General features: G+C 56.5%; 15 protein-coding genes. 14 read left to right on the top strand and 1 reads right to left on the bottom strand.

Translation table 11 applies throughout. The annotated features are described in order from the left end of the window. Positions 1-21: 21 nt before the first annotated feature. From murD to lpxC, 10 genes are all read left to right on the top strand, one after another. Positions 22-1,392 (top strand): UDP-N-acetylmuramoyl-L-alanine--D-glutamate ligase, encoded by a 1,371-nt coding sequence (gene murD / locus METAL_RS17000; protein ID WP_005374307.1) that lies wholly within the window; start codon positions 22-24, stop codon positions 1,390-1,392. Beyond that, positions 1,389-2,564 carry a putative lipid II flippase FtsW gene (ftsW, locus tag METAL_RS16995; protein ID WP_005374305.1) on the top strand — a complete coding sequence of 392 codons (1,176 nt, stop codon included), beginning with the start codon at positions 1,389-1,391 and terminating at the stop codon, positions 2,562-2,564. Before murD ends, ftsW begins: the two co-directional genes overlap by 4 nt. Next, the gene (gene murG, locus METAL_RS16990; RefSeq protein WP_005374304.1) at positions 2,549-3,604 is read left to right on the top strand and encodes an undecaprenyldiphospho-muramoylpentapeptide beta-N-acetylglucosaminyltransferase; all 1,056 of its coding nucleotides are present in this window, start codon (positions 2,549-2,551) and stop codon (positions 3,602-3,604) included. Before ftsW ends, murG begins: the two co-directional genes overlap by 16 nt. Then, positions 3,601-5,040 carry a UDP-N-acetylmuramate--L-alanine ligase gene (murC, locus tag METAL_RS16985; RefSeq protein ID WP_005374303.1) on the top strand — a complete coding sequence of 480 codons (1,440 nt, stop codon included), beginning with the start codon at positions 3,601-3,603 and terminating at the stop codon, positions 5,038-5,040. The genes murG and murC overlap by 4 nt, the downstream gene beginning before the upstream one ends. Continuing rightward, on the top strand, positions 5,034-5,951 hold the full coding sequence (gene murB / locus METAL_RS16980; RefSeq protein WP_005374301.1) for a UDP-N-acetylmuramate dehydrogenase: 918 nt from the start codon (positions 5,034-5,036) through the stop codon (positions 5,949-5,951). The genes murC and murB overlap by 7 nt, the downstream gene beginning before the upstream one ends. Positions 5,952-5,985: 34 nt before the next feature. Continuing rightward, positions 5,986-6,870, top strand: coding sequence for a D-alanine--D-alanine ligase (locus tag METAL_RS16975; protein ID WP_051040505.1), 885 nt, complete (start codon positions 5,986-5,988; stop codon positions 6,868-6,870). Beyond that, positions 6,867-7,682, top strand: coding sequence for a cell division protein FtsQ/DivIB (locus METAL_RS16970; RefSeq protein WP_005374298.1), 816 nt, complete (start codon positions 6,867-6,869; stop codon positions 7,680-7,682). The genes METAL_RS16975 and METAL_RS16970 overlap by 4 nt, the downstream gene beginning before the upstream one ends. Then, complete coding sequence (gene ftsA, locus METAL_RS16965; protein ID WP_005374290.1) at positions 7,660-8,886, top strand: cell division protein FtsA; 1,227 nt, start codon at positions 7,660-7,662, stop codon at positions 8,884-8,886. Before METAL_RS16970 ends, ftsA begins: the two co-directional genes overlap by 23 nt. A 30-nt stretch (positions 8,887-8,916) precedes the next feature. Further along, positions 8,917-10,056 carry a cell division protein FtsZ gene (gene ftsZ, locus METAL_RS16960; protein WP_005374289.1) on the top strand — a complete coding sequence of 380 codons (1,140 nt, stop codon included), beginning with the start codon at positions 8,917-8,919 and terminating at the stop codon, positions 10,054-10,056. A 164-nt stretch (positions 10,057-10,220) separates the two neighbouring features. After that, positions 10,221-11,144, top strand: coding sequence for a UDP-3-O-acyl-N-acetylglucosamine deacetylase (gene lpxC, locus METAL_RS16955; protein WP_005374287.1), 924 nt, complete (start codon positions 10,221-10,223; stop codon positions 11,142-11,144). Positions 11,145-11,155: 11 nt separating this feature from the next. Here the strand turns inward: lpxC and METAL_RS16950 are convergent, their stop codons facing one another. Beyond that, entirely contained in the window at positions 11,156-11,599 is a 444-nt protein-coding gene (locus METAL_RS16950; RefSeq protein WP_005374285.1) for a DciA family protein, read from the bottom strand. 199 nt (positions 11,600-11,798) lie between these two features. Between METAL_RS16950 and METAL_RS16945 the strand changes: the two genes are divergently transcribed. From METAL_RS16945 to METAL_RS16925, 4 genes are all read left to right on the top strand, one after another. Continuing rightward, on the top strand, positions 11,799-12,329 hold the full coding sequence (locus METAL_RS16945; RefSeq protein ID WP_005374283.1) for a glycine zipper family protein: 531 nt from the start codon (positions 11,799-11,801) through the stop codon (positions 12,327-12,329). 71 nt (positions 12,330-12,400) lie between these two features. Next, positions 12,401-12,802: a hypothetical protein gene (locus METAL_RS21200; RefSeq protein WP_005374281.1), complete on the top strand. Its 402-nt coding sequence runs from the start codon at positions 12,401-12,403 to the stop codon at positions 12,800-12,802. Positions 12,803-13,939: 1,137 nt separating this feature from the next. Then, positions 13,940-16,078: an HDOD domain-containing protein gene (locus METAL_RS16930; RefSeq protein WP_005374279.1), complete on the top strand. Its 2,139-nt coding sequence runs from the start codon at positions 13,940-13,942 to the stop codon at positions 16,076-16,078. Between the two features lie 17 nt (positions 16,079-16,095). Then, the gene (locus tag METAL_RS16925) at positions 16,096-18,663 is read left to right on the top strand and encodes an EAL domain-containing protein (protein WP_005374277.1); all 2,568 of its coding nucleotides are present in this window, start codon (positions 16,096-16,098) and stop codon (positions 18,661-18,663) included. Positions 18,664-18,672: the final 9 nt, after the last annotated feature.

Below are 18,672 nucleotides of genomic sequence, written 5' to 3'. Positions count from 1 at the left end.
CATGTAATAGTGAGGTGAAACATGGAAAACGCTGCCATGATAAAAAAGCTGATTTCCCGTTTCGCGCTGGATCCCCGGCGCGCCAAGGTGCTGGTTGTCGGTCTGGGCGTGACCGGCTTGTCGGTCGCGAAATATTTGTCGAAGCTGGGTTTCAATTTTGCCGCGGTCGATAGCCGGGACAATCCGCCGTCATTGAAAGAATTTACCGGGCAGCTGCCGGATGTGCCGGTCTTTACCGGCAAATTCAGCGAAGAAGCTTTCCAGGTTGCGACGCATCTGGTGGTCAGCCCCGGCGTGGCGCTGACCGAACCGGCAATCGCCCAGGCGATCGCGAACGGGTCGGTGCTCGTGAGCGATATCGATCTGTTTGCCTGTTCGACCCACGCGCCGATTGTCGCGATCACCGGTTCGAACGGCAAGAGCACGGTCACCACGATGCTCGGCGAGATGGCCAAGACTTCGGGCAAACTGGTCGGCGTCGGCGGCAATTTGGGCACGGCGGCGCTGGAGCTGCTCGACACGCCGGCGGATTTGTTCGTGCTGGAACTGTCCAGCTTCCAGCTGGAAAGAACGACCGTTCTGAATGCGGCCGTTGCGACCGTGCTGAATATTTCGGCCGATCACCTGGACCGGCACCGTGATGTGGAAGAGTATGCCGCGGTGAAACAGCGTATATTCGACGGTAACGGGGTCATGGTGATCAACGCCGATGATCCGCGGGTCAATGCGATGCGGCGCAAAGGTCGGCGGACTTATGCGTATTCGATCAAGGAAGCCGCCGATTTCGCCCTCGCAAAAATCAAAGGCGTCGAATGCCTGGTCTACGGCGGCAAGAAACTGATGGCGCTGTCCGAATTGCCGCTGGAAGGTCGCCATAATGCCGCCAATGCCCTGGCCGCACTCGCGTTGGGGACTGCCGTCGGGCTGAACCCCGAAGCGATGTGCGATGCGCTCAGACGTTTCAGAGGGCTGCCGCACCGGATGCAGAAAGTCGCGAAAATCGACGAAGTGACCTGGATCAACGATTCGAAGGCGACCAATATCGGTGCCTGTGTCGCGGCGCTGCAGGGCTATGAACGCAAGGTGATCCTGCTGGCAGGCGGCGATGCGAAAGGCGCCGACATGCGCGAGTTGCTTCCGGCCGTGCAGGAAAAAGTCAAAAGCATCGTGCTGATGGGCAAGGATGCGGATCTGATCGAACAGGCGCTGGGCGGCTGTGTGCCGGTCCTGCGCGCAGAGAACATGCGCGAAGCGGTGCGGCTTGCCGCCGGCCAGGCCCAGCGGGGCGATACCGTGCTGTTGTCGCCGGCCTGCGCGAGTCTCGATCAATACAAAAATTACCAGGAACGCGGAGAGGTATTCGCCAAAGCCGTCCTGGAGCTGAAGGCATGAACATGGAGAGCCGATCTGCCCGGGTCAAGCGCTGGCATTTCGATTCGGTGCTGTTGATCGCATCGGCCAGCCTGCTGCTGATCGGCTTTGTGATGGTGGCGTCGTCTTCTTTGCACCTGGGCGTCAAACAGGGCGAAACTTCGCTGCATTACCCGCTCCGCCAGTTGGTGCACATTCTGCTGGGATTCGGGGTGGGCTGGGTGATTATGAAAGTGCCGGTCGCCAGTTGGGAAAAAATCGGCCCGGCCCTTTTGGGTGTCGGGATGATCCTGTTGACGATCGTGCTGATTCCGGGGCTGGGCGTGAAAGTCAAGGGCAGTACCCGCTGGTTGACGATTGCCGGACTTAGAATCCAGGTCTCCGAAGCGGTCAAGTTTTTCTCGGTCATCTACATGGCCGGCTACGTGAACCGCCGCCAGGCAAAACTTCGATCGTCGGCGATGGGGCTGGTCGCTCCGCTTGGCTTGTTCGCCGTCGTTGCGTTATTGCTTCTGATGGAGCCCGATCTCGGTTCGGCGGTGGTCATTCTGCTGATCGTGATCGGCATGTTGTTTCTGGCCGGCGCTCGCCTGTCGATTCTGTTTCCGTTGGGTCTCGTCGGCGTGGTGGCGTTCGCGTTGCTGGTCTATTTCGAACCTTACCGAATGAAGCGGATCACCGGTTTTCTCGACCCGTGGGCCGATCCGCTCGGCACCGGTTTCCAGCTGGTGCAGGCGCTGATTTCGTTCGGGCGCGGCGAGTGGCTCGGCGTCGGCCTGGGCAGCGGCATCCAGAAACTGTTTTATCTGCCCGAGGCGCATACCGATTTCCTGTTTTCGGTGATCGCGGAAGAACTCGGTCTGGTCGGCGTGGTGACTGTGATCGCACTGTTCGCGCTGTTCTTTTGGCGTACATTCGAAATTGCGGCCGCGGCCGAAAAAGAGGGGCAGTTGTTTGCGGCGTTTATCGCCTATGGGTTGGGATTATGGTTCGGCTTCCAAGCCTTCGTGAACATGGGGGTGAACATGGGCATCCTGCCGACGAAAGGTTTAACGTTACCGCTGATGAGTTACGGCGGCGGCAGTATGATCGTGATGTGTGCGGCGGTCGCGTTATTGTTTCGAGTCCATACCGAGATCGCGGAACTTCACGCCAGCACGCCAAAAGGAAAATCGAAATGGCAAAACGCATAGTCATCATGGCCGGCGGCACCGGCGGTCATGTGTTCCCGGCCCTCGCGGTTGCGGAATCGTTATTGGAAAAAGGCTGGGAAGTCAGCTGGCTCGGAACGCGGAACGGCCTGGAAGCGCGGGTGGTGCCCGAACACGGCATCGCGATCGACTGGCTGTCGGTCGCCGGCGTTCGGGGCAAGGGCATGCTGTCGAAAGTGACTGCGGTGTTCAAACTGTTGAAGGCCTGCCTGCAGGCGGCCTCCTTGCTCAGAAAGCGAAAACCGGATGTCGTGCTGGGGATGGGCGGTTTTGTGGCCGGTCCCGGCGGGCTGATGGCCAGAATGCTGGGAATACCGCTGATCGTTCACGAGCAGAACCGGGTGCCCGGCACCACCAACCGCTGGCTGGCGCGACTGGCGAGCCGGGTGCTGGAGGCGTTCCCGGACAGTTTCGACAAAAAACGGCAGGCGGTATATACCGGCAATCCGCTGCGGAAAAAATTTTTGCTGGCCTCTGCAGCGCCACAGGCCCGCGCTGAACAGAATTTGAAAATCTTGATCGTCGGCGGCAGCCAGGGGGCGCAACGGCTGAACGAGATCGTGCCGGAGGCGATGGCGCGCTTGAGCGGCATTCATGTGATTCACCAAACCGGTTCGGCGATGCAGGAGCAGGTGGCGGCACGCTACCGGGAGTTCGGCGTCAACGCGGAGGCAAAGGCATTTATTCGGGACATGGCCGAGGCATATGAATGGGCGGATCTGGCGATTTGCCGGGCCGGCGCAATGACGGTCAGCGAACTGGCCGCAACCGGGTGTCCCGCAATCTTAGTGCCGCTGCCCTGGGCGATCGACGACCACCAGGTCGCGAATGCGCACTATCTGACCGATGCCGGTGCGGGTGTCATTTTATTGCAGCAAGATCTGACGCCGGAATCCTTGGCGGAAGCTGTGGCAGATGTACGCGATCGCCTACCGGCGATGGCGGCGGCGGCGAAACGGTGCGCCAGGCTCGATGCGACCGAAGTCGTCGCCGATTACTGTATGGCCGAGGCAGACCGATGAACCTACCGAATATCAATGGACCGGCGACGGTACTCTGCAATATCAAGCGGATTCATTTCGTCGGGATCGGCGGCACCGGGATGAGTGGTATCGCGGAAGTCCTGCGGAATCTGGGCTACGAGGTTTCCGGCTCGGACATCAAGGAAAGTTCGGTCACCCAGCGGCTTGTCGCCCTGGGAGTGGAGGTGGCCCTCGGGCACCGCCGCGAGAATGTTGCCGAAGCCGATGTCGTGGTCGTTTCGAGCGCGGTCGACCGGACGAATGAGGAAGTCGATCAGGCGTATCTGGAGCGGATTCCGGTGATTCCGCGCGCGGAGATGCTGGCCGAGCTGATGCGCTTCCGCTTCGGGATCGCGGTGGCCGGCACGCACGGCAAGACGACCACGACCAGTCTGGTCGCGAGCATGCTGGCCGAGGGCGGACTCGATCCGACTTTCGTGATCGGCGGCCGCTTGAACAGCGCCGGTACGAACGCGAAGCTGGGGCTGGGCAATTACCTAGTTGCCGAGGCCGACGAAAGCGATGCCTCTTTCCTGTACTTGCAGCCGATGATGGCGATCGTGACCAATATCGATCAGGACCATATGGCAACCTATCAGGGCAGCTATCAGCGGCTGAAGGATACTTTCATCGAATTCCTGCACCACCTGCCGTTTTACGGGATGGCGGTGTTGTGCATGGATGACGAAGGCGTGTGCGAAATTCTGCCGTCGATTTCGAAGCCGGTCACGACTTACGGCGTGCATGAAGAAGCGGACGTGCGCGCGGTGAACATCATGCAGCAGGGTATGCATACGGCCTTTACCGTACTTCGGCGCGGGGATTTTCCGCCGCTCGAAGTCACTTTGAATCTGCCCGGCTGGCATAACATGCTCAATTCGCTGGCCGCCATCGGCATCGCAACCCGCCTGGGCGTGGACGATCAGGCGATCGTCTCCAGCTTGCGCGCGTTCAAGGGCGTCGGCCGGCGCTTCCAGATGATGGGCGATATCGAATTGCCGGAGGGCAGGCTGACCCTGGTCGACGATTACGGACACCATCCGCGCGAAATCGCCGCGACGCTCGAAGCGCTGCGTCAGGCTTGGCCGGAACGCCGTTCGGTGCTGGTCTTCCAGCCGCACCGCTATACCCGGACGCGGGATCTGTTCGAAGATTTCGTGCATGTGCTGTCGACGGTCGACGTGCTGGTCCTGCTGGACGTGTATGCGGCCGGCGAAGCCCCCATTCGCGGCGCGGACGGCCGGGCGCTGAGCCGGGCGATACGGAACCGGGGCAAGGTCGATCCGATATTTGTCGAGAACTGGGAAGAATTACCGGAGGTGCTTTCGAGTGTCGTGAAGCCGGACGATGTGATCATGACGATGGGCGCAGGCAATGTCGGCCAGATCGCGACGCAGCTGCCGGCTATGTTGCAGGATGCCTTGGCCGCATGCTGAATCCGGACATCGAGAGCATGAAAGGCCGTCTGCTCGAAAACGAGCCGCTTGCGAAACATACGAGCTGGCGCGTGGGCGGTCCCGCCGAACGGATGTACGTCCCTTTCGACCGGCAGGACCTGATCGACTTCATCCGGCATTTGCCGCCCGAAGAGCCGGTGTTCTGGATCGGCCTCGGCAGTAACCTGCTGGTCCGGGACGGCGGTATCCGGGGCACCGTGATCAATACCAAGGGCCGCTTGAAGGGAATGGAGCGCCTGGCCGACGGAAGGGTGTATGTCGAAGCCGGTGTGCCGTGCGCGCACGTGGCGCGCTTTTGCGGGGAGCGGGGGCTGTGCGGCGCCGAGTTTCTGGCCGGCATTCCGGGAACGATGGGCGGCGCGTTGAGAATGAATGCGGGGGCCTTCGGCGGCGAAACCTGGGAGATCGTGCAAAGCGTCGAGATGCTGTCCGCGGACGGGGAGATTTCCGTGCGGGGAAAAGAGGAATTCCGGATCGGTTACCGGTCGGTGAAGGGATTCGATGCCGGGAAGGAATGGTTTATCTCGGCACTTTTGCGATTACCCGAGGGCGATACCGAAGCCAGCCAGCAAAAGATCAGGGAACTGCTGGACCGGCGCGGCAAGACGCAGCCGACCAGCCAGCCGAGCTGCGGGTCGGTGTTCAAGAATCCGCCGGGCGACCATGCGGCGAGACTGATCGAGCGGTCCGGTTTGAAAGGCTATGCGATCGGCGGCGCCTGTGTTTCCGAAAAACATGCGAATTTTATCGTGAACCGGGGCCATGCGAAGGCGGCCGATATCGAGGCGCTGATCGCCCATGTCCGGCAAACCGTCAAGAACAATTATGGTATCGACCTGCAGACCGAGGTCTGCACGGTCGGCGAAACGAGTGAGGCATTGAGTGCATAACAATCCAGAACAATTTGGGCGGGTCGCCGTGTTGATGGGCGGAACCGCCGCGGAACGGCCGGTTTCACTGAGAAGCGGCGCGGCGGTTTATGAAGCATTGAAACGCCGGGGCGTCGACGCGGTGGCGATCGATGTGACCGGGAGTCCGATCGAGGCTTTGCAGGGCGTCGCGGTCGACCGGGTCTTCAATATCATCCACGGACGCGGCGGCGAGGACGGCGTGCTGCAGGGCATTCTCGAAGCGATGCGGATCCCTTATACGGGCAGCGGTGTGCTGGCGTCGGCACTGAGCATGGACAAGCTGCGCACGAAACTGTGCTGGCGCGGCTACGGTTTACCCACGCCGCCCTGGACCTTGCTGAAGGACGAAAGCGATATCGATTGCTGTATCGAGCAACTGGGTTTCCCGGTGATCGTAAAGCCGGCGCAGGAGGGCTCCAGCATCGGCATGAGCAAGGCGCGCAACCGTGAAGAGTTGATTGCGGCTTACCGGCTGGCCGCTTCGTATCAATGCGATGTCTATGCGGAAGCTTGGGTAACAGGACAGGAATACACGGTCGGTATTCTGAACGGCGAAGCGCTGCCGGTGATTCGCCTGGAAACGCCGCACACGTTCTACGATTACGATGCCAAATACCACGCGAACACGACCCAATACCATTGTCCTTGCGGCCTCAACGAAGCCGAGGAAAACGCGTTGCAGGCGCTCGCGGTCAGCGCCGGCCAAGTGCTGGGCGTAAAAGGATGGGCGCGGGCCGATGTGTTTATCGACCATGCCGGGCAGGCGCAACTGATCGAGATCAATACGGTGCCGGGCATGACCGATCACAGCCTGGTGCCGATGGCCGCGCGACAGGCCGGCATGGATTTTGACGAACTGGTGTGGCGAATTTTGGCGACCAGTTACGGTAACGAATGAGTGCAAGCTGGAAAATCCTCGCCGCGCTGGGAGTGATCGGCGTCCTGTTTTGGCGATTGGGTTACGGCATCAAGGCCTACGGCTCGCAGATGACGCCGGTCAAATACGTTAGAACCGGCGGCGTTTTCCAGTACCTGACCAAGGACGAAATCAAAAATACCCTGTTGCCGTTGGTGCAAGGGGGGGTTTTGGCGGCCGACATGCAGGCGGTGCATGATGCGGTCGCGAAACTGCCCTGGGTGGACAACGTGGAAGTCAATCGGGTCTGGCCTGATGCGATCGACATCCGGATCGGCGAGAAAACCGCTTTTGCGCGCTGGGGCGAAAACAGTCTGATTACCGGGCAAGGGGGGATTTTTTCGCCGCGCAATGTCGACCAGTTTCTGATGCTGCCGAAAGTATCGGGACCGCAGCGCCAGGAACAAAAAGTGCTGGAAATCATGAAAGGCGTTACGACCGCGCTGGAAGACCAGGCGCTGATATTGACCGAATTTGCGATCAATGACCGGGGGGCATGGCGGATCAAGCTGGCGAGCGGGATGGAAATTCTGCTGGGGCGGGAAGATCAGTTGAAGAAATTGCAGCGCTTTCTAAGAACGTTGCCGATTCTGGGGCCGGAACAAGCGGATGCCATCGCGATCGCGGATCTGCGCTATCCGAACGGTTATGCGGTGACGTGGCGACCCGATGCGCCCGAGATCGACTGGAGCAAACTGGCTGATCCGAAGCCGGCCGGCGATAGAGCTACGGGTGGTAAAACTACGAATAAAGCGACACAGAACAGGAAAAATGGCAAAAAAAACAGAGCGTAATTTAATCGTGGGTCTGGACATCGGCACTACCAAAGTCGCTGCCATTGTCGGAGAGATCACCAGCGAAGGCAATATCGAGGTGATCGGCGTCGGCCAGACCGCCTCGCGGGGGTTGAAAAAAGGCGTCGTGGTAAACCTGGAGTCGACCGTCAATTCGATTCAGCGCGCGATCGAAGAAGCGGAACTGATGGCCGGCTGCCAGATTAAGTCGGTGTTTGCGGGAATCGCCGGCAGCCATATCAAAAGCCTGAATTCGCATGGGATCGTCGCGATCCGGGACAAGGAGGTCACCCAGTACGACATCGACCGGGTTATCGATTCGGCGCGCGCGGTCGCGATTCCTGCCGACCAGAAAATCCTGCACATTTTGCCGCAGGAGTTCCTGATCGACCAGCAGGAAGGCATCAAGGAAGCGATCGGGATGTCCGGGATCCGCCTGGAAGCGAAAGTGCACATGGTCACCAGCAGCGTCAGCGCGCAGCAGAACATCATCAAATGTATTCGCCGTTGTGGGCTCGAGGTCGACGATATCGTGCTCGAACAGCTGGCTTCGTGCAATGCGGTGCTGACCGAGGACGAAAAGGAGCTGGGCGTCTGCCTGATCGATATCGGCGGCGGAACCACCGACATTGCGGTATTCGTCGACGGCGCGATCAAGCATACCGCGGTGATACCGATTGCCGGGGACCAGGTGACGAACGACATCGCCGTCGCGCTCAGGACGCCCACCGTAAACGCAGAAGAGATCAAGCGCAAATACGCCTGCGCCTTGACCCAGCTTGCCAATGTGGAAGGCACGATCGACGTGCCCAGCATCGGCGACCGCGCGCCGCGCAAGATTTCGATGCAAAACCTCGCGGAAATCATCGAGCCGCGTTACGAAGAATTGCTGATGCTGGTGCAGTCGGAACTCCGGCGCAGCGGATACGAAGAATTGATTGCGGCCGGCATCGTGTTGACTGGCGGCAGTTCGAAGGTTACTGGCTTGATCGAACTGGCGGAGGAGATCTTTCACATGCCGGTGAGGATGGGCATTCCGCAAAACGTCATGGGCTTGCCGGAAGTGGTTAGAAATCCGATTTATTCGACCGGCATTGGGTTGTTGATTTACGGGAAGGAACACCAGAGTTACGGAAGGCACATCGAAAATGAGGGAACGAGCTGGTGGGCGAAAATAAAGAATTGGTTTCAAGGTAATTTTTAACTTAATGAAGACGAATTGTAGGGGTGGTTTATGAAGTACGAGTTAATCGATACATGCACCGAGTCGGCAGTGATCAAAGTCATCGGAGTGGGGGGCGGCGGCGGCAATGCGGTCAGCCAAATGGTGAGCAGCCATATCGAGGGTGTCGAATTTATTTGCGCGAATACCGATGCGCAGGCGCTCAGAAAGTTGAATATGGGCACGATCATCCAATTGGGCGTTGAACTGACCAAAGGACTGGGCGCCGGCACAAATCCCGAAGTCGGCCGCCTGGCCGCCGAAGAAAACCGCGACCGCATCAAGGAAGTGCTGGAAGGGGCCGATATGGTGTTTTTGACAGCCGGGATGGGCGGCGGCACCGGCACCGGCGCGATTCCGGTCATTGCTTCCCTGGCGCGCGAGATGGGCATTCTGACCGTCGCGGTGGTCACCAAGCCTTTCCTGTTCGAAGGCAAAAAGAAACAGGCGATTGCGGAGCAAGGGATCGCGGAGCTTGAAAAATATGTCGATTCCCTGATCACGATCCCGAATCAGAAATTGCTGCCGGTACTGGGCCATAACGTTTCTCTGATCGATGCGTTCAAGGCGGCGAACCAGGTATTGCTCGATGCGGTGCAAGGCATCACCGAACTGATCGTCCATCCGGGCATGATCAACGTCGACTTTGCTGACGTACGCACCGTGATGAAGGGGATGGGGGCGGCCATCATGGGCACCGGCTCCGCGACCGGTGACCAGCGCGCCCGCGAAGCGGCCGAAAAAGCGATTGCCTGCCCGTTGCTCGAAGATATCAATCTCCAGGGCGCGAAAGGGATTCTGGTCAATATTACCGCAGCCGACATGGGCATTGCCGAATTTAACGAAGTCGGGCAAATTGTGCATGAATTCGCTTCCGAAGAGGCGATTATCAAGATCGGCACCGCGATCGATCCGAGTCTTGGGGACGAGCTGAAGGTGACGGTCGTCGCAACCGGCATGGGATCGCGGCAGCCGGCCAAGGCGCCGGTCAAACTGATGCAGCGGGCGGCCGTCGGTGAAGCCAATTACAACGAATTCGACAAACCGACCGTGATGCGCAACAAACCGGAGGGCCGCGAGTCTCGTTTCAGCAAGGAAACCAATCTGGAGCATCTGGATATTCCGGCATTCCTGCGGCGCCAGGCCGACTGATCGGCTGCAATCGCGTAGGCCGGGCGAGTCGAACGGCCCGGCGCTACGGCGTTTTATCGGGTTATGCTTAGCGCTAGCCCAGGGCGGGGCTCTGCGGTTTCTGATTTTGCGGACCGAACATGATAAAATGGACCGTTCCCTGCTTTAAATTCTACAGATCATTTATGATTAAACAGCGCACTTTGAAAAATTCGATCAGAGCCACCGGCGTCGGTCTTCATACCGGAGCGAAGGTCTATTTGACCCTGCATCCGGCCGAGCCGAACACCGGCATCCGCTTTCGCCGGGTGGATCTGGATCAGCCGGTCACGATTCAGGCTTCACCGAGCAATGTCGGAGAAACCGTGCTGTCGACTACGCTGGTGGCCGGCACCGTTAAAATATCGACGATCGAACACCTGTTGTCGGCTTTCGCGGGGCTCGGCATCGATAACGCGCTGATCGATGTCAGCGCGTCCGAAGTGCCGATCATGGACGGCAGCGCCGGGCCGTTCGTGTTTCTGCTGCAGTCGGCGGGCATTCAGGAACAGGACGTGCCGAAGCAATATATCCGGATCAAAAAGAGCGTCCGGGTCGAAGATGGCGATAAATGGGCCGCTTTCGATCCGTTCGACGGCTTCAAGGTGACTTTTACAATCGATTTCGAACATCCGGCTTTCGCGGAACATCTCCGGACCGCGACGATGGACTTTTCCTCGACCACCTTCGTCAAGGAAGTCAGCCGCGCCAGAACCTTCGGTTTTATGAAAGACATCGACATGCTGCGGCGCAACAATCTGGCGCTGGGCGGCAGCCTGGACAATGCGATTGTCGTCGACGACGCGAAAATTTTGAATGAAGACGGTCTCCGCTATGCGGACGAATTCGTCAAGCACAAGATCCTCGATGCCATCGGGGACTTGTATCTGCTCGGACACAGCCTGATCGGAACGTTCACCGGCTATAAATCCGGCCACGGCCTGAACAACCAGCTCCTCCGGACTTTGCTGGAAGACAGGGATGCCTGGGAAATGGTCACGTTCGAAAACGAAAGCGAAGCACCGATTTCCTTCATGCGCTCCGCCGAAGCGCCTCGTCCGGCAGCCTGATTTTTCCCTGTTTATTCGTCTGCCAGTTTTGCAAGCGTTGCGCCGAGTCGCTGCAGCGCTTGCCTTAATTGGCTGTCTCCCATGGTTTTCGCCTGATCACCGATCATTGCGATTTTTTCGGAGGAAGGCAGATTCGCTTTTCTGCGGGGTTGCGGATGTTCGCTGATTTGATCGGCTAAAATGCGAATTTGCAGCTTATCGATCGCCCCCTCGTGCGCATTGCGGGCGGATTGTAAAATTTCCTGCTTCAGAAAGCGCAGTTGCGAAGCCCAAGCGGCCGAATCGGTATAAAGCAGCAGCTTTTTCTCATTAACCACGCAATGCAGAACATGATCGGCCAAGGGGCTCGGAAGTCCGCTGCGGATTGCCTGCAGCAGAGACTGCTGCCTGGCCAGCCGGATCCGGAATACGTCCAGCGCGCGGTTTTGGAAAGAGTATGCTAATTTAAAAGCCATCGGTCGGGAGTGTGGGGGAGGCGAGGGCCAATTTTTGTTGGCGAGTGCGGACCGTCCATGATAAAAGAACGGCTGGGTTCGGGTCAATCGCGGGGAAGTTCGAGCACGGCCGTTGAGGAACCCGGTCCCGCTGTATTTATCTAATTACACAGTTTATCCCGACATGGAAACCGATAGTCCTAATGGGGGAGACATTTCAATGAATAGAATCAGATCGATCTCTTTGCCGGTGCTATCAGTGCTGGCGTTAGCCGGTTGCGCGACTTTGCCGACCGGACCCAGCGTGCTGGTGCTGCCGGGCGTAAACAAGACATTCGAACAGTTTCGCGCCGACGACATGCAATGCCGGCAATATGCTTATGCGCAAACCGGCGGCGTAACGCCGGGGCAGACCGCAACGCGCAGCGGCGTCGGAACCGTGGTGGCCGGTTCGGCGGTCGGCGCCGCGGCAGGCGCGGCGCTGGGCGGGGGCGAAGGCGCGGCGATCGGCGCAGGAACGGGTTTGCTGGCCGGTTCGATCGCGGGTTCAGGAACAGCTGGCGCGGCCGGCTATGAGGCTCAGCAACGGTACGACATGAGCTATATCCAGTGCATGTATGCTTACGGCAACCGGGTGCCGGTCAGCGGCAGCTTTATCGATGAATACCCCGATGACCGGCCGGCGGAGAGCGGTGCGCTTTATCCGCCGCCACCGCCCGGAACCCAGGCGCCGGCCTCGCCGCCCCGATGAAATCCGGCCGCACGGGCCCATCCCAGGCAGGCGACGAGTCGTCCATCGGATTAGATTGAGGAAAAGTTGAAATGAAACGATATCTCAGATTGATCGGGCTGTCAGGGATGCTCCTGTTGCAAGGCTGCTATTATTACGGGCCGGCCGGTGCTTACTACGATTCTTACTATCCTTCCTTCGGCGTGAGCTATTACGGCAGCTACGGTTATTGGCCTTATTCCTATTACAGCTATCGGCCTTACTATTATTCCTATCCTTACCAGCCGTACCGCCACTACTATGACTGGCGAACCCGCCGATATTGGAATTGGGACGGAGGCAGGCGCTGGGATGGCGCTAACCGTTGGAATACGCCTGGACGCTGGGACGGCGGCGGCCGTCGGTGGGGAGGAGCCGGAGGCATGGGCGGCGGAGGGATTCTGTCAAGACCGCAGAGTCCGTTCAGAGGCGGCGGGGGACGAAGCCGACGCTGATCTCCAAGCCGGTATGAGCGAATCAGGAAAGGCCGATGAAATTAAGCCGGTTCTTTACGACAAGCGTATTCATCCTTTTATCGGTAAATAGCAGTGAAATGTTTGCCTACGGACGCGTTTATCGGGGTGTCTGGGGGCGGCGGCCGGGCTTCAGTCTCTATTTCGGTTTTCCGTATGGATATCCGCCGTATTACCGGCCTTATTTTTATCCGCCTTATTATTCTCCCCCGGTCTATCAGGTTCCGCCGCCGCCTCCCGTCTATATCCAACCGCCCGCAAGAAATCCGGCTGACGGTGCCCGGTATTGGTCCTACTGTTCCAGTTCCGGGAGTTATTATCCGCAAGCGACCGTTTGCCCGGAGGGTTGGCAGACTGTCAGGCCTTATCCTGATGGGCAGATGCCGGGCTACTGGTATTATTGTGACGAGCCGGCAGGCTATTATCCTTATGTCGGCCAATGCAGCCGGCCGTGGCGGCAGATAATCCCTTGAAATTCGTACATTTGAGTTTTTTTGATTTAAATCGAATGATTCCCGCCCAATTCAAACCGAATAAAAACGATAAATCGGGAAACATGAATCCGTATCGCCACCTCTCTCAAGCCGTCATGGCCGCGCGGCTGCAAAAGCCATCGGATAGCCGCGAGTTAAAAACTATACTGTCAGCAAAATTAGGCTAAACTTAAACGGAGATTGCGCCGGTGCCGGTCATATATTGGTCCGATTCTGTCCGTGGAGTGCGAAATCCCTGCCGTTGATGCTGTGCCGGCACGTCTCCCGCTCCCGCTTCGCCATAGCCATTCGCTGAGGAGAATGGAGGCAATAATGCTTCTGCGGAGCCCCTGAAACTGGCCGTGTATCAATGCCCGAATCCGGGGGGAAATTATTTTCAGGGAATTAATAAGGGCGTCATCATCGAGAGATACTTTTGCGCGCTTATTTCCGAAACGGAATTGTAATTTGATTCGGGACCAGAAAAAAATGTCCTTTTTTCTGGCCCTGTTGCCTTCGATTACGAAATTTTGAGTTCCGCATTATTGAAATGAGAATTCCTTCCTTGCGCATACCCCTATGGCTTCACGGCAAGATGGGGTAGGTCGAATATCGATACTGGATTAACTCGGGTGGCGTAAAAAATATGGACAATGCCGTACTGTCAATTTTATCCAAGGTTGACCTCAATAATTTGCCGGTCGTTCCTAAAGTATTGCTTGACCTGATCAAGGCTACCCAAAACAGTAAGGTAAATATTGGCGAACTGGCGGGCATTATAGGCCAGGATGCCAGCCTGAGTTCAAAGGTGCTTGCCGCCGCCAATTCCTCCTTTTACCGCCGTTGGGGGGAAATTACGGATTTGAATAGAGTCGTTGTCGTGTTAGGCATCTCTACGGTAAAAACGATTGCGATTACGTGCTCGGTTCAGCAGTATTTTTCCGAAATCTCACATATAAATCAAGACTTTCTTGAGCTTATCTGGTATCGTTCCTTAACCTGCGCGCATGTGGGGCACAGATTGGCGCAATTGACTTCTTACCCTTTCCCGGACGAATCTTATTTAACGGGGCTGCTGCACAGAATTGGCCAGTTGATTCTCCTGGAATGCTTTTCGAAGGACTATTCGAATTTTCTGAAGCAGCATTTGGACGGTCAGGAAGGCGAACTGGAAAAACAATTGTTCGGCGCCAGCCACAATGAAGTGGGAGGGGCTTTGATTGAAAGCTGGAATCTTCAGTCTTTTATATCCGATGCGGTATGGCATCAATATCAGCCGTTCGAAGCCATTGCCGATAGCGGCCAATTGGTGAAAATCGTCAATCTTGCCGGGCGTATCGCCAGCATGGACTCCGCCAATAGGCTCGAAGTCCTGGATTTGGCCGAAAAGCTTTTCGGAATCCATCGACCGCTGATCGACGACATGGTCGAAGAGGTCGGCGGCTTGGTCCGGCAGTCGGCAGACGATATCGGGATAAAGGTGGACGCTCCCGAAGGCAAGGGGATAGAATGCCGGACTTCCGTACATCAAAGGGAATCCGCCCGAAAAAGTCTGGGCGAGCGGATCAAATCGCTGATGCTGTCATCCTTTGTCCGGCAGCAGTTGGAGGCAAACTCCGAACTGACCCAGCTTGTCGGCATCGTGCACAAGGATTTGTGCGCATTGTTCGGTTTTCGGGTTGCCGCTTTTTTTCTGTTCCGTGCCGAAACGAACGATTTGATCGGCGTAACCGGCTTTCCGGAAGAGGATTTTCTATGGCCATCGGTCACGATCAACCTTTCTCCGGATCACAGCCTGCTGGCCAAATGCCTGCTGCAAAGACGCATCCTGCATTCGTTCGATGCGTGTTCCCGGAATCTTAAATCCCTCGTCGATCGCCAGATATGCCGGTTGCTGGGGGCCGACGGCCTGATGCTGATTCCGCTGTTTGCTGGAGAGCGGCATGTCGGTGTCATTGCGGCAGGGATCGGCAAATCCGCTACGCAGGCGCTCGCATCAAAAGCCGATTTCATTACGCTCTTTTCGAGGGAGGCGGCGTACGCGCTGCTGAATGTCGTCGCGAACGAAAGGGTCGACCGGCAAAAAGCCGAAGAAATCCGGAAAAATTACCAACTGCATGCCAGAAAGCTGGTGCATGAAGTCAGCAACCCGCTCAGCATCATTCAAAATTATCTGTATTTGCTCTCGGAACGGTTAAGCGGCGAAAACGCGCATGAAATCAGGATCATCCAGGACGAGATAGACAGAGTCGGTAAATTGCTTCTGCATTTACCCCAAAGTCTCGAAAACGCCCCGGAGGACGATCCCGGTATGACCGATATCAACTTGCTGGTGACGGATTTGGAAGGTCTTTTTCAAGCCGGCATGTTTTCAGTCCGTGAAATAAAGGTTGAAGTTAAATTGGATCACGCCATTCCTCCGTTATCGATCAACAAAAACAAACTGAAACAAATATTGATCAATTTATTGAAAAACGCGACAGAAGCCTCTTCTTCGGACGGTAAAATAACGGTATCCACCAAAGACAGCATTTATTTCGGGTCCGGGGAGTTTGTCGAGATCAAGATCGAGGATAAAGGTCCGGGTTTGCCCGAAGATATTTTGCAATGTTTATACTCGCCGGTGACGAGCACAAAAGGAAAAGACCATTCCGGTCTCGGCCTGACAATCTGCAAAAGTCTGGTCGATGAATTGAAAGGAATGATACGCTGCGACGCTTCGGCAGCGACGGGCACGGCTTTTTACGTTTATATTCCTCGAATCATTCTGAAACAAGCCCGATAATTGTAACGGTGAACGCCATGCTTTTTGATTCAACGCTAATATCTCATACGGCCGATTCGGAGAGCGCAAAGGGAGAATGGATCGAATTATTGATCGTTGATGACGAAAAGCTCGTTCGGGACAGTTTGCGCAAGATTTTCGAGTTTGAGGGCTGCAAAGTCATCGTGGCGCAAAGCGGCCGGGAGGCCATCGACATATTGGGCAAATACCGGGTGGAGCTGATCTTGCTGGACCTGCACATGCCCGATTGCCACGGCTACGATGTGTTGAAGCATGTCGACGGTATGAAGTTGAGCGCCCAGGTGATCGTGATCAGCGGCGAAGCGGGCTTTATGGAAGCGAGACGAACCCTGCTCTACAGTTTCGTTCACGACTTCATTAAAAAACCCTATGAAGTCAAGGCTTTGAAAAATACCGTCGCGAAAGCGCAAAAAATCATCCGTCTGCAAAATCAAAATCAGCAGATTCTGAAGCGGTTGCACCATTCGGAGCAAATGCACCGGTTCTTTGTAGAAAATTCTCCGGACATCATTTTTCTGATGAACGAGGCCGGAAGTTTTTCTTATCTGAATAAAGCCGTGGAAACGATTCTGGGATGGCCTCTGGCCGAAATGACGGGACAGCATTATTCGAAGTTCGTCTGCAAGGAAGACTCGAAAAAAGCTGACGCCCTTTTCAAGGGCGTCGGCCTCGACCGAAGCCCGATGACGGTCCAGTTACGCTTGCGGTGCCGGAATGCATCCGAATTCAGGCATGTAGAAATTACCGCGATGGGCATCGATCCCTATTCGATCGACTTATTCCACACGTCCGGGAGCCACGTCCGAGAACTGCCGAGAATTTTCGGCGTAATCAGAAATATTCATGAAAGGAAACTGGTCGAGAACGATCTTTGCAAGCTGTACCATGCGATGGACAACAGTCCGAATTTTATCTTCATTACCGACCGGAACGGCGTTATCGAATACACGAACCGCAAAATTACCGAAACGACAGGCTATTCCACTTCGGAAGTGGTCGGCAAGACGTCGAAAATATTCAGTTCGGGATTGTCGGCAGACAGTCAAAAAGCCTTATGGGATACCGTTTCTGCCGGGCAAGTCTGGCGCGGCGTATTGCGAAACCAGAAAAAATCCGGAGAGCTTTACTGGGCGCGGGAATCCATTGCGCCGGTCATCAATTCGGAAGACGAAATTACGCACTTTGTCGCGATTCAGGAAGACGTCACCGAAGCGCTGCAATTGACCGAGAAACTGGCCCATCAGGCGAGCCACGATGCCCTGACGCAATTGATCAACCGGCAGGAATTCGATCGCCGGCTCGAACGCGTGATGGCATTGACGCGCAATTCCAATGCCGAATATGCGCTGTGCTATATCGATCTCGATCAATTCAAGATTGTGAACGATACCTGCAGCCACGCCGCCGGAGACGAACTGCTCCGGCAGATCAGCGGCCTGTTCTCGCAGGTGATCCGCCGCAACGATACATTGGCCCGGCTGGGCGGCGACGAATTCGCGATACTGATGGAAAGTTGCCCGCTGGAATCGGCGGTTGCGGTGACCGACAACATTCATCGAGCGGTCGAGCAATTCCAGTTCTTCTGGCAGGACAAAAGTTTCCGGATCGGCGTCAGCATCGGGCTGGTGATGGTCGATATTCGCAACGGCGGCTCCGATATTCACATGAAACAGGCGGACATGGCCTGTTTCGCGGCGAAGGAGGCCGGCAGAAACCGTACGCATATTTATCGGGCGGACGACAAGGCGTTGGTGCAGCATCACGGCGAAATGAACTGGGCGGTTCGGATCAATAATGCGCTCGAACAGGATCTTTTTTGCCTTTATGCGCAGGATATCGTGCCGCTCGGGATGGGAGAGGGCGAACATTGCGAAATTCTGCTGCGGATGAAAGATAGAAACTGCAACTTGGTTTCGGCCAACGCGTTTTTACCGGCCGCGGAGCGTTACCAATTAGCCACCAAGATCGACCGGTGGGTGATCCGCAACGTATTCGACTATTTTACGGAAAACCACAAACGGCTGGAAGATTTGTCGCTGTGCTCGATCAACCTTTCGGGATCGAGCCTGAGCGATCCTCATCTGCTCGGATTTATCGAAAGCGAGTTCGTCAGAACCGCGATGCCGCCGGCCAAGGTCTGCTTTGAAATTACCGAAACCGCGGCAATCGCGAATCTGACGCTGGCGACCGACTTCATGCGGCGCCTGAAGGAATACGGCTGTAAGTTTTCGCTCGACGATTTCGGCAGCGGCCTGTCATCGTTTGCTTATCTCAAGCACCTGCCGGTCGATTTTTTGAAGATCGACGGTTTTTTCGTGAAAGATATCGAACACGACTCGGTCGATCTGGCGATGGTGAAATCGATCAACGATATCGGCCATATGCTCGGCAAGAAAACGATCGCCGAATTTGTCGAAAACCAGGTGATTCTGCAAACCCTGAACGGTCTGCAGGTCGATTATGCGCAAGGTTATTTCACCGGCAAGCCCAAGCCGCTTTACGAAAATGACACCTTGTGCCAAGTTCCGCCGGAGTTAATGCTTTCGGATGTTCCGGCTTTGTAGACAACCATG

Origin of the sequence: Methylomicrobium album BG8 (assembly GCF_000214275.2) — a bacterium.
In the GTDB taxonomy this organism is placed as follows: domain Bacteria; phylum Pseudomonadota; class Gammaproteobacteria; order Methylococcales; family Methylomonadaceae; genus Methylomicrobium; species Methylomicrobium agile.
The sequence above is the reverse complement of the archived record's forward strand: the minus strand, read 5'-3'. Positions and strand labels throughout refer to the sequence as shown.

Coding starts and splice junctions, on each gene's coding strand:
- METAL_RS16945 (WP_005374283.1), top strand. CDS start 11,799: ATGAATAGAATCAGATCGATCTCTTTGCCGGTGCTATCAGTGCTGGCG.
- ftsA (WP_005374290.1), top strand. CDS start 7,660: ATGGCAAAAAAAACAGAGCGTAATTTAATCGTGGGTCTGGACATCGGC.
- METAL_RS16970 (WP_005374298.1), top strand. CDS start 6,867: ATGAGTGCAAGCTGGAAAATCCTCGCCGCGCTGGGAGTGATCGGCGTC.
- ftsZ (WP_005374289.1), top strand. CDS start 8,917: ATGAAGTACGAGTTAATCGATACATGCACCGAGTCGGCAGTGATCAAA.
- murD (WP_005374307.1), top strand. CDS start 22: ATGGAAAACGCTGCCATGATAAAAAAGCTGATTTCCCGTTTCGCGCTG.
- murB (WP_005374301.1), top strand. CDS start 5,034: ATGCTGAATCCGGACATCGAGAGCATGAAAGGCCGTCTGCTCGAAAAC.
- METAL_RS16950 (WP_005374285.1), bottom strand. CDS start 11,599: ATGGCTTTTAAATTAGCATACTCTTTCCAAAACCGCGCGCTGGACGTA.
- lpxC (WP_005374287.1), top strand. CDS start 10,221: ATGATTAAACAGCGCACTTTGAAAAATTCGATCAGAGCCACCGGCGTC.
- METAL_RS16930 (WP_005374279.1), top strand. CDS start 13,940: ATGGACAATGCCGTACTGTCAATTTTATCCAAGGTTGACCTCAATAAT.
- murG (WP_005374304.1), top strand. CDS start 2,549: ATGGCAAAACGCATAGTCATCATGGCCGGCGGCACCGGCGGTCATGTG.
- METAL_RS16975 (WP_051040505.1), top strand. CDS start 5,986: ATGGGCGGAACCGCCGCGGAACGGCCGGTTTCACTGAGAAGCGGCGCG.
- METAL_RS16925 (WP_005374277.1), top strand. CDS start 16,096: ATGCTTTTTGATTCAACGCTAATATCTCATACGGCCGATTCGGAGAGC.
- METAL_RS21200 (WP_005374281.1), top strand. CDS start 12,401: ATGAAACGATATCTCAGATTGATCGGGCTGTCAGGGATGCTCCTGTTG.
- murC (WP_005374303.1), top strand. CDS start 3,601: ATGAACCTACCGAATATCAATGGACCGGCGACGGTACTCTGCAATATC.
- ftsW (WP_005374305.1), top strand. CDS start 1,389: ATGAACATGGAGAGCCGATCTGCCCGGGTCAAGCGCTGGCATTTCGAT.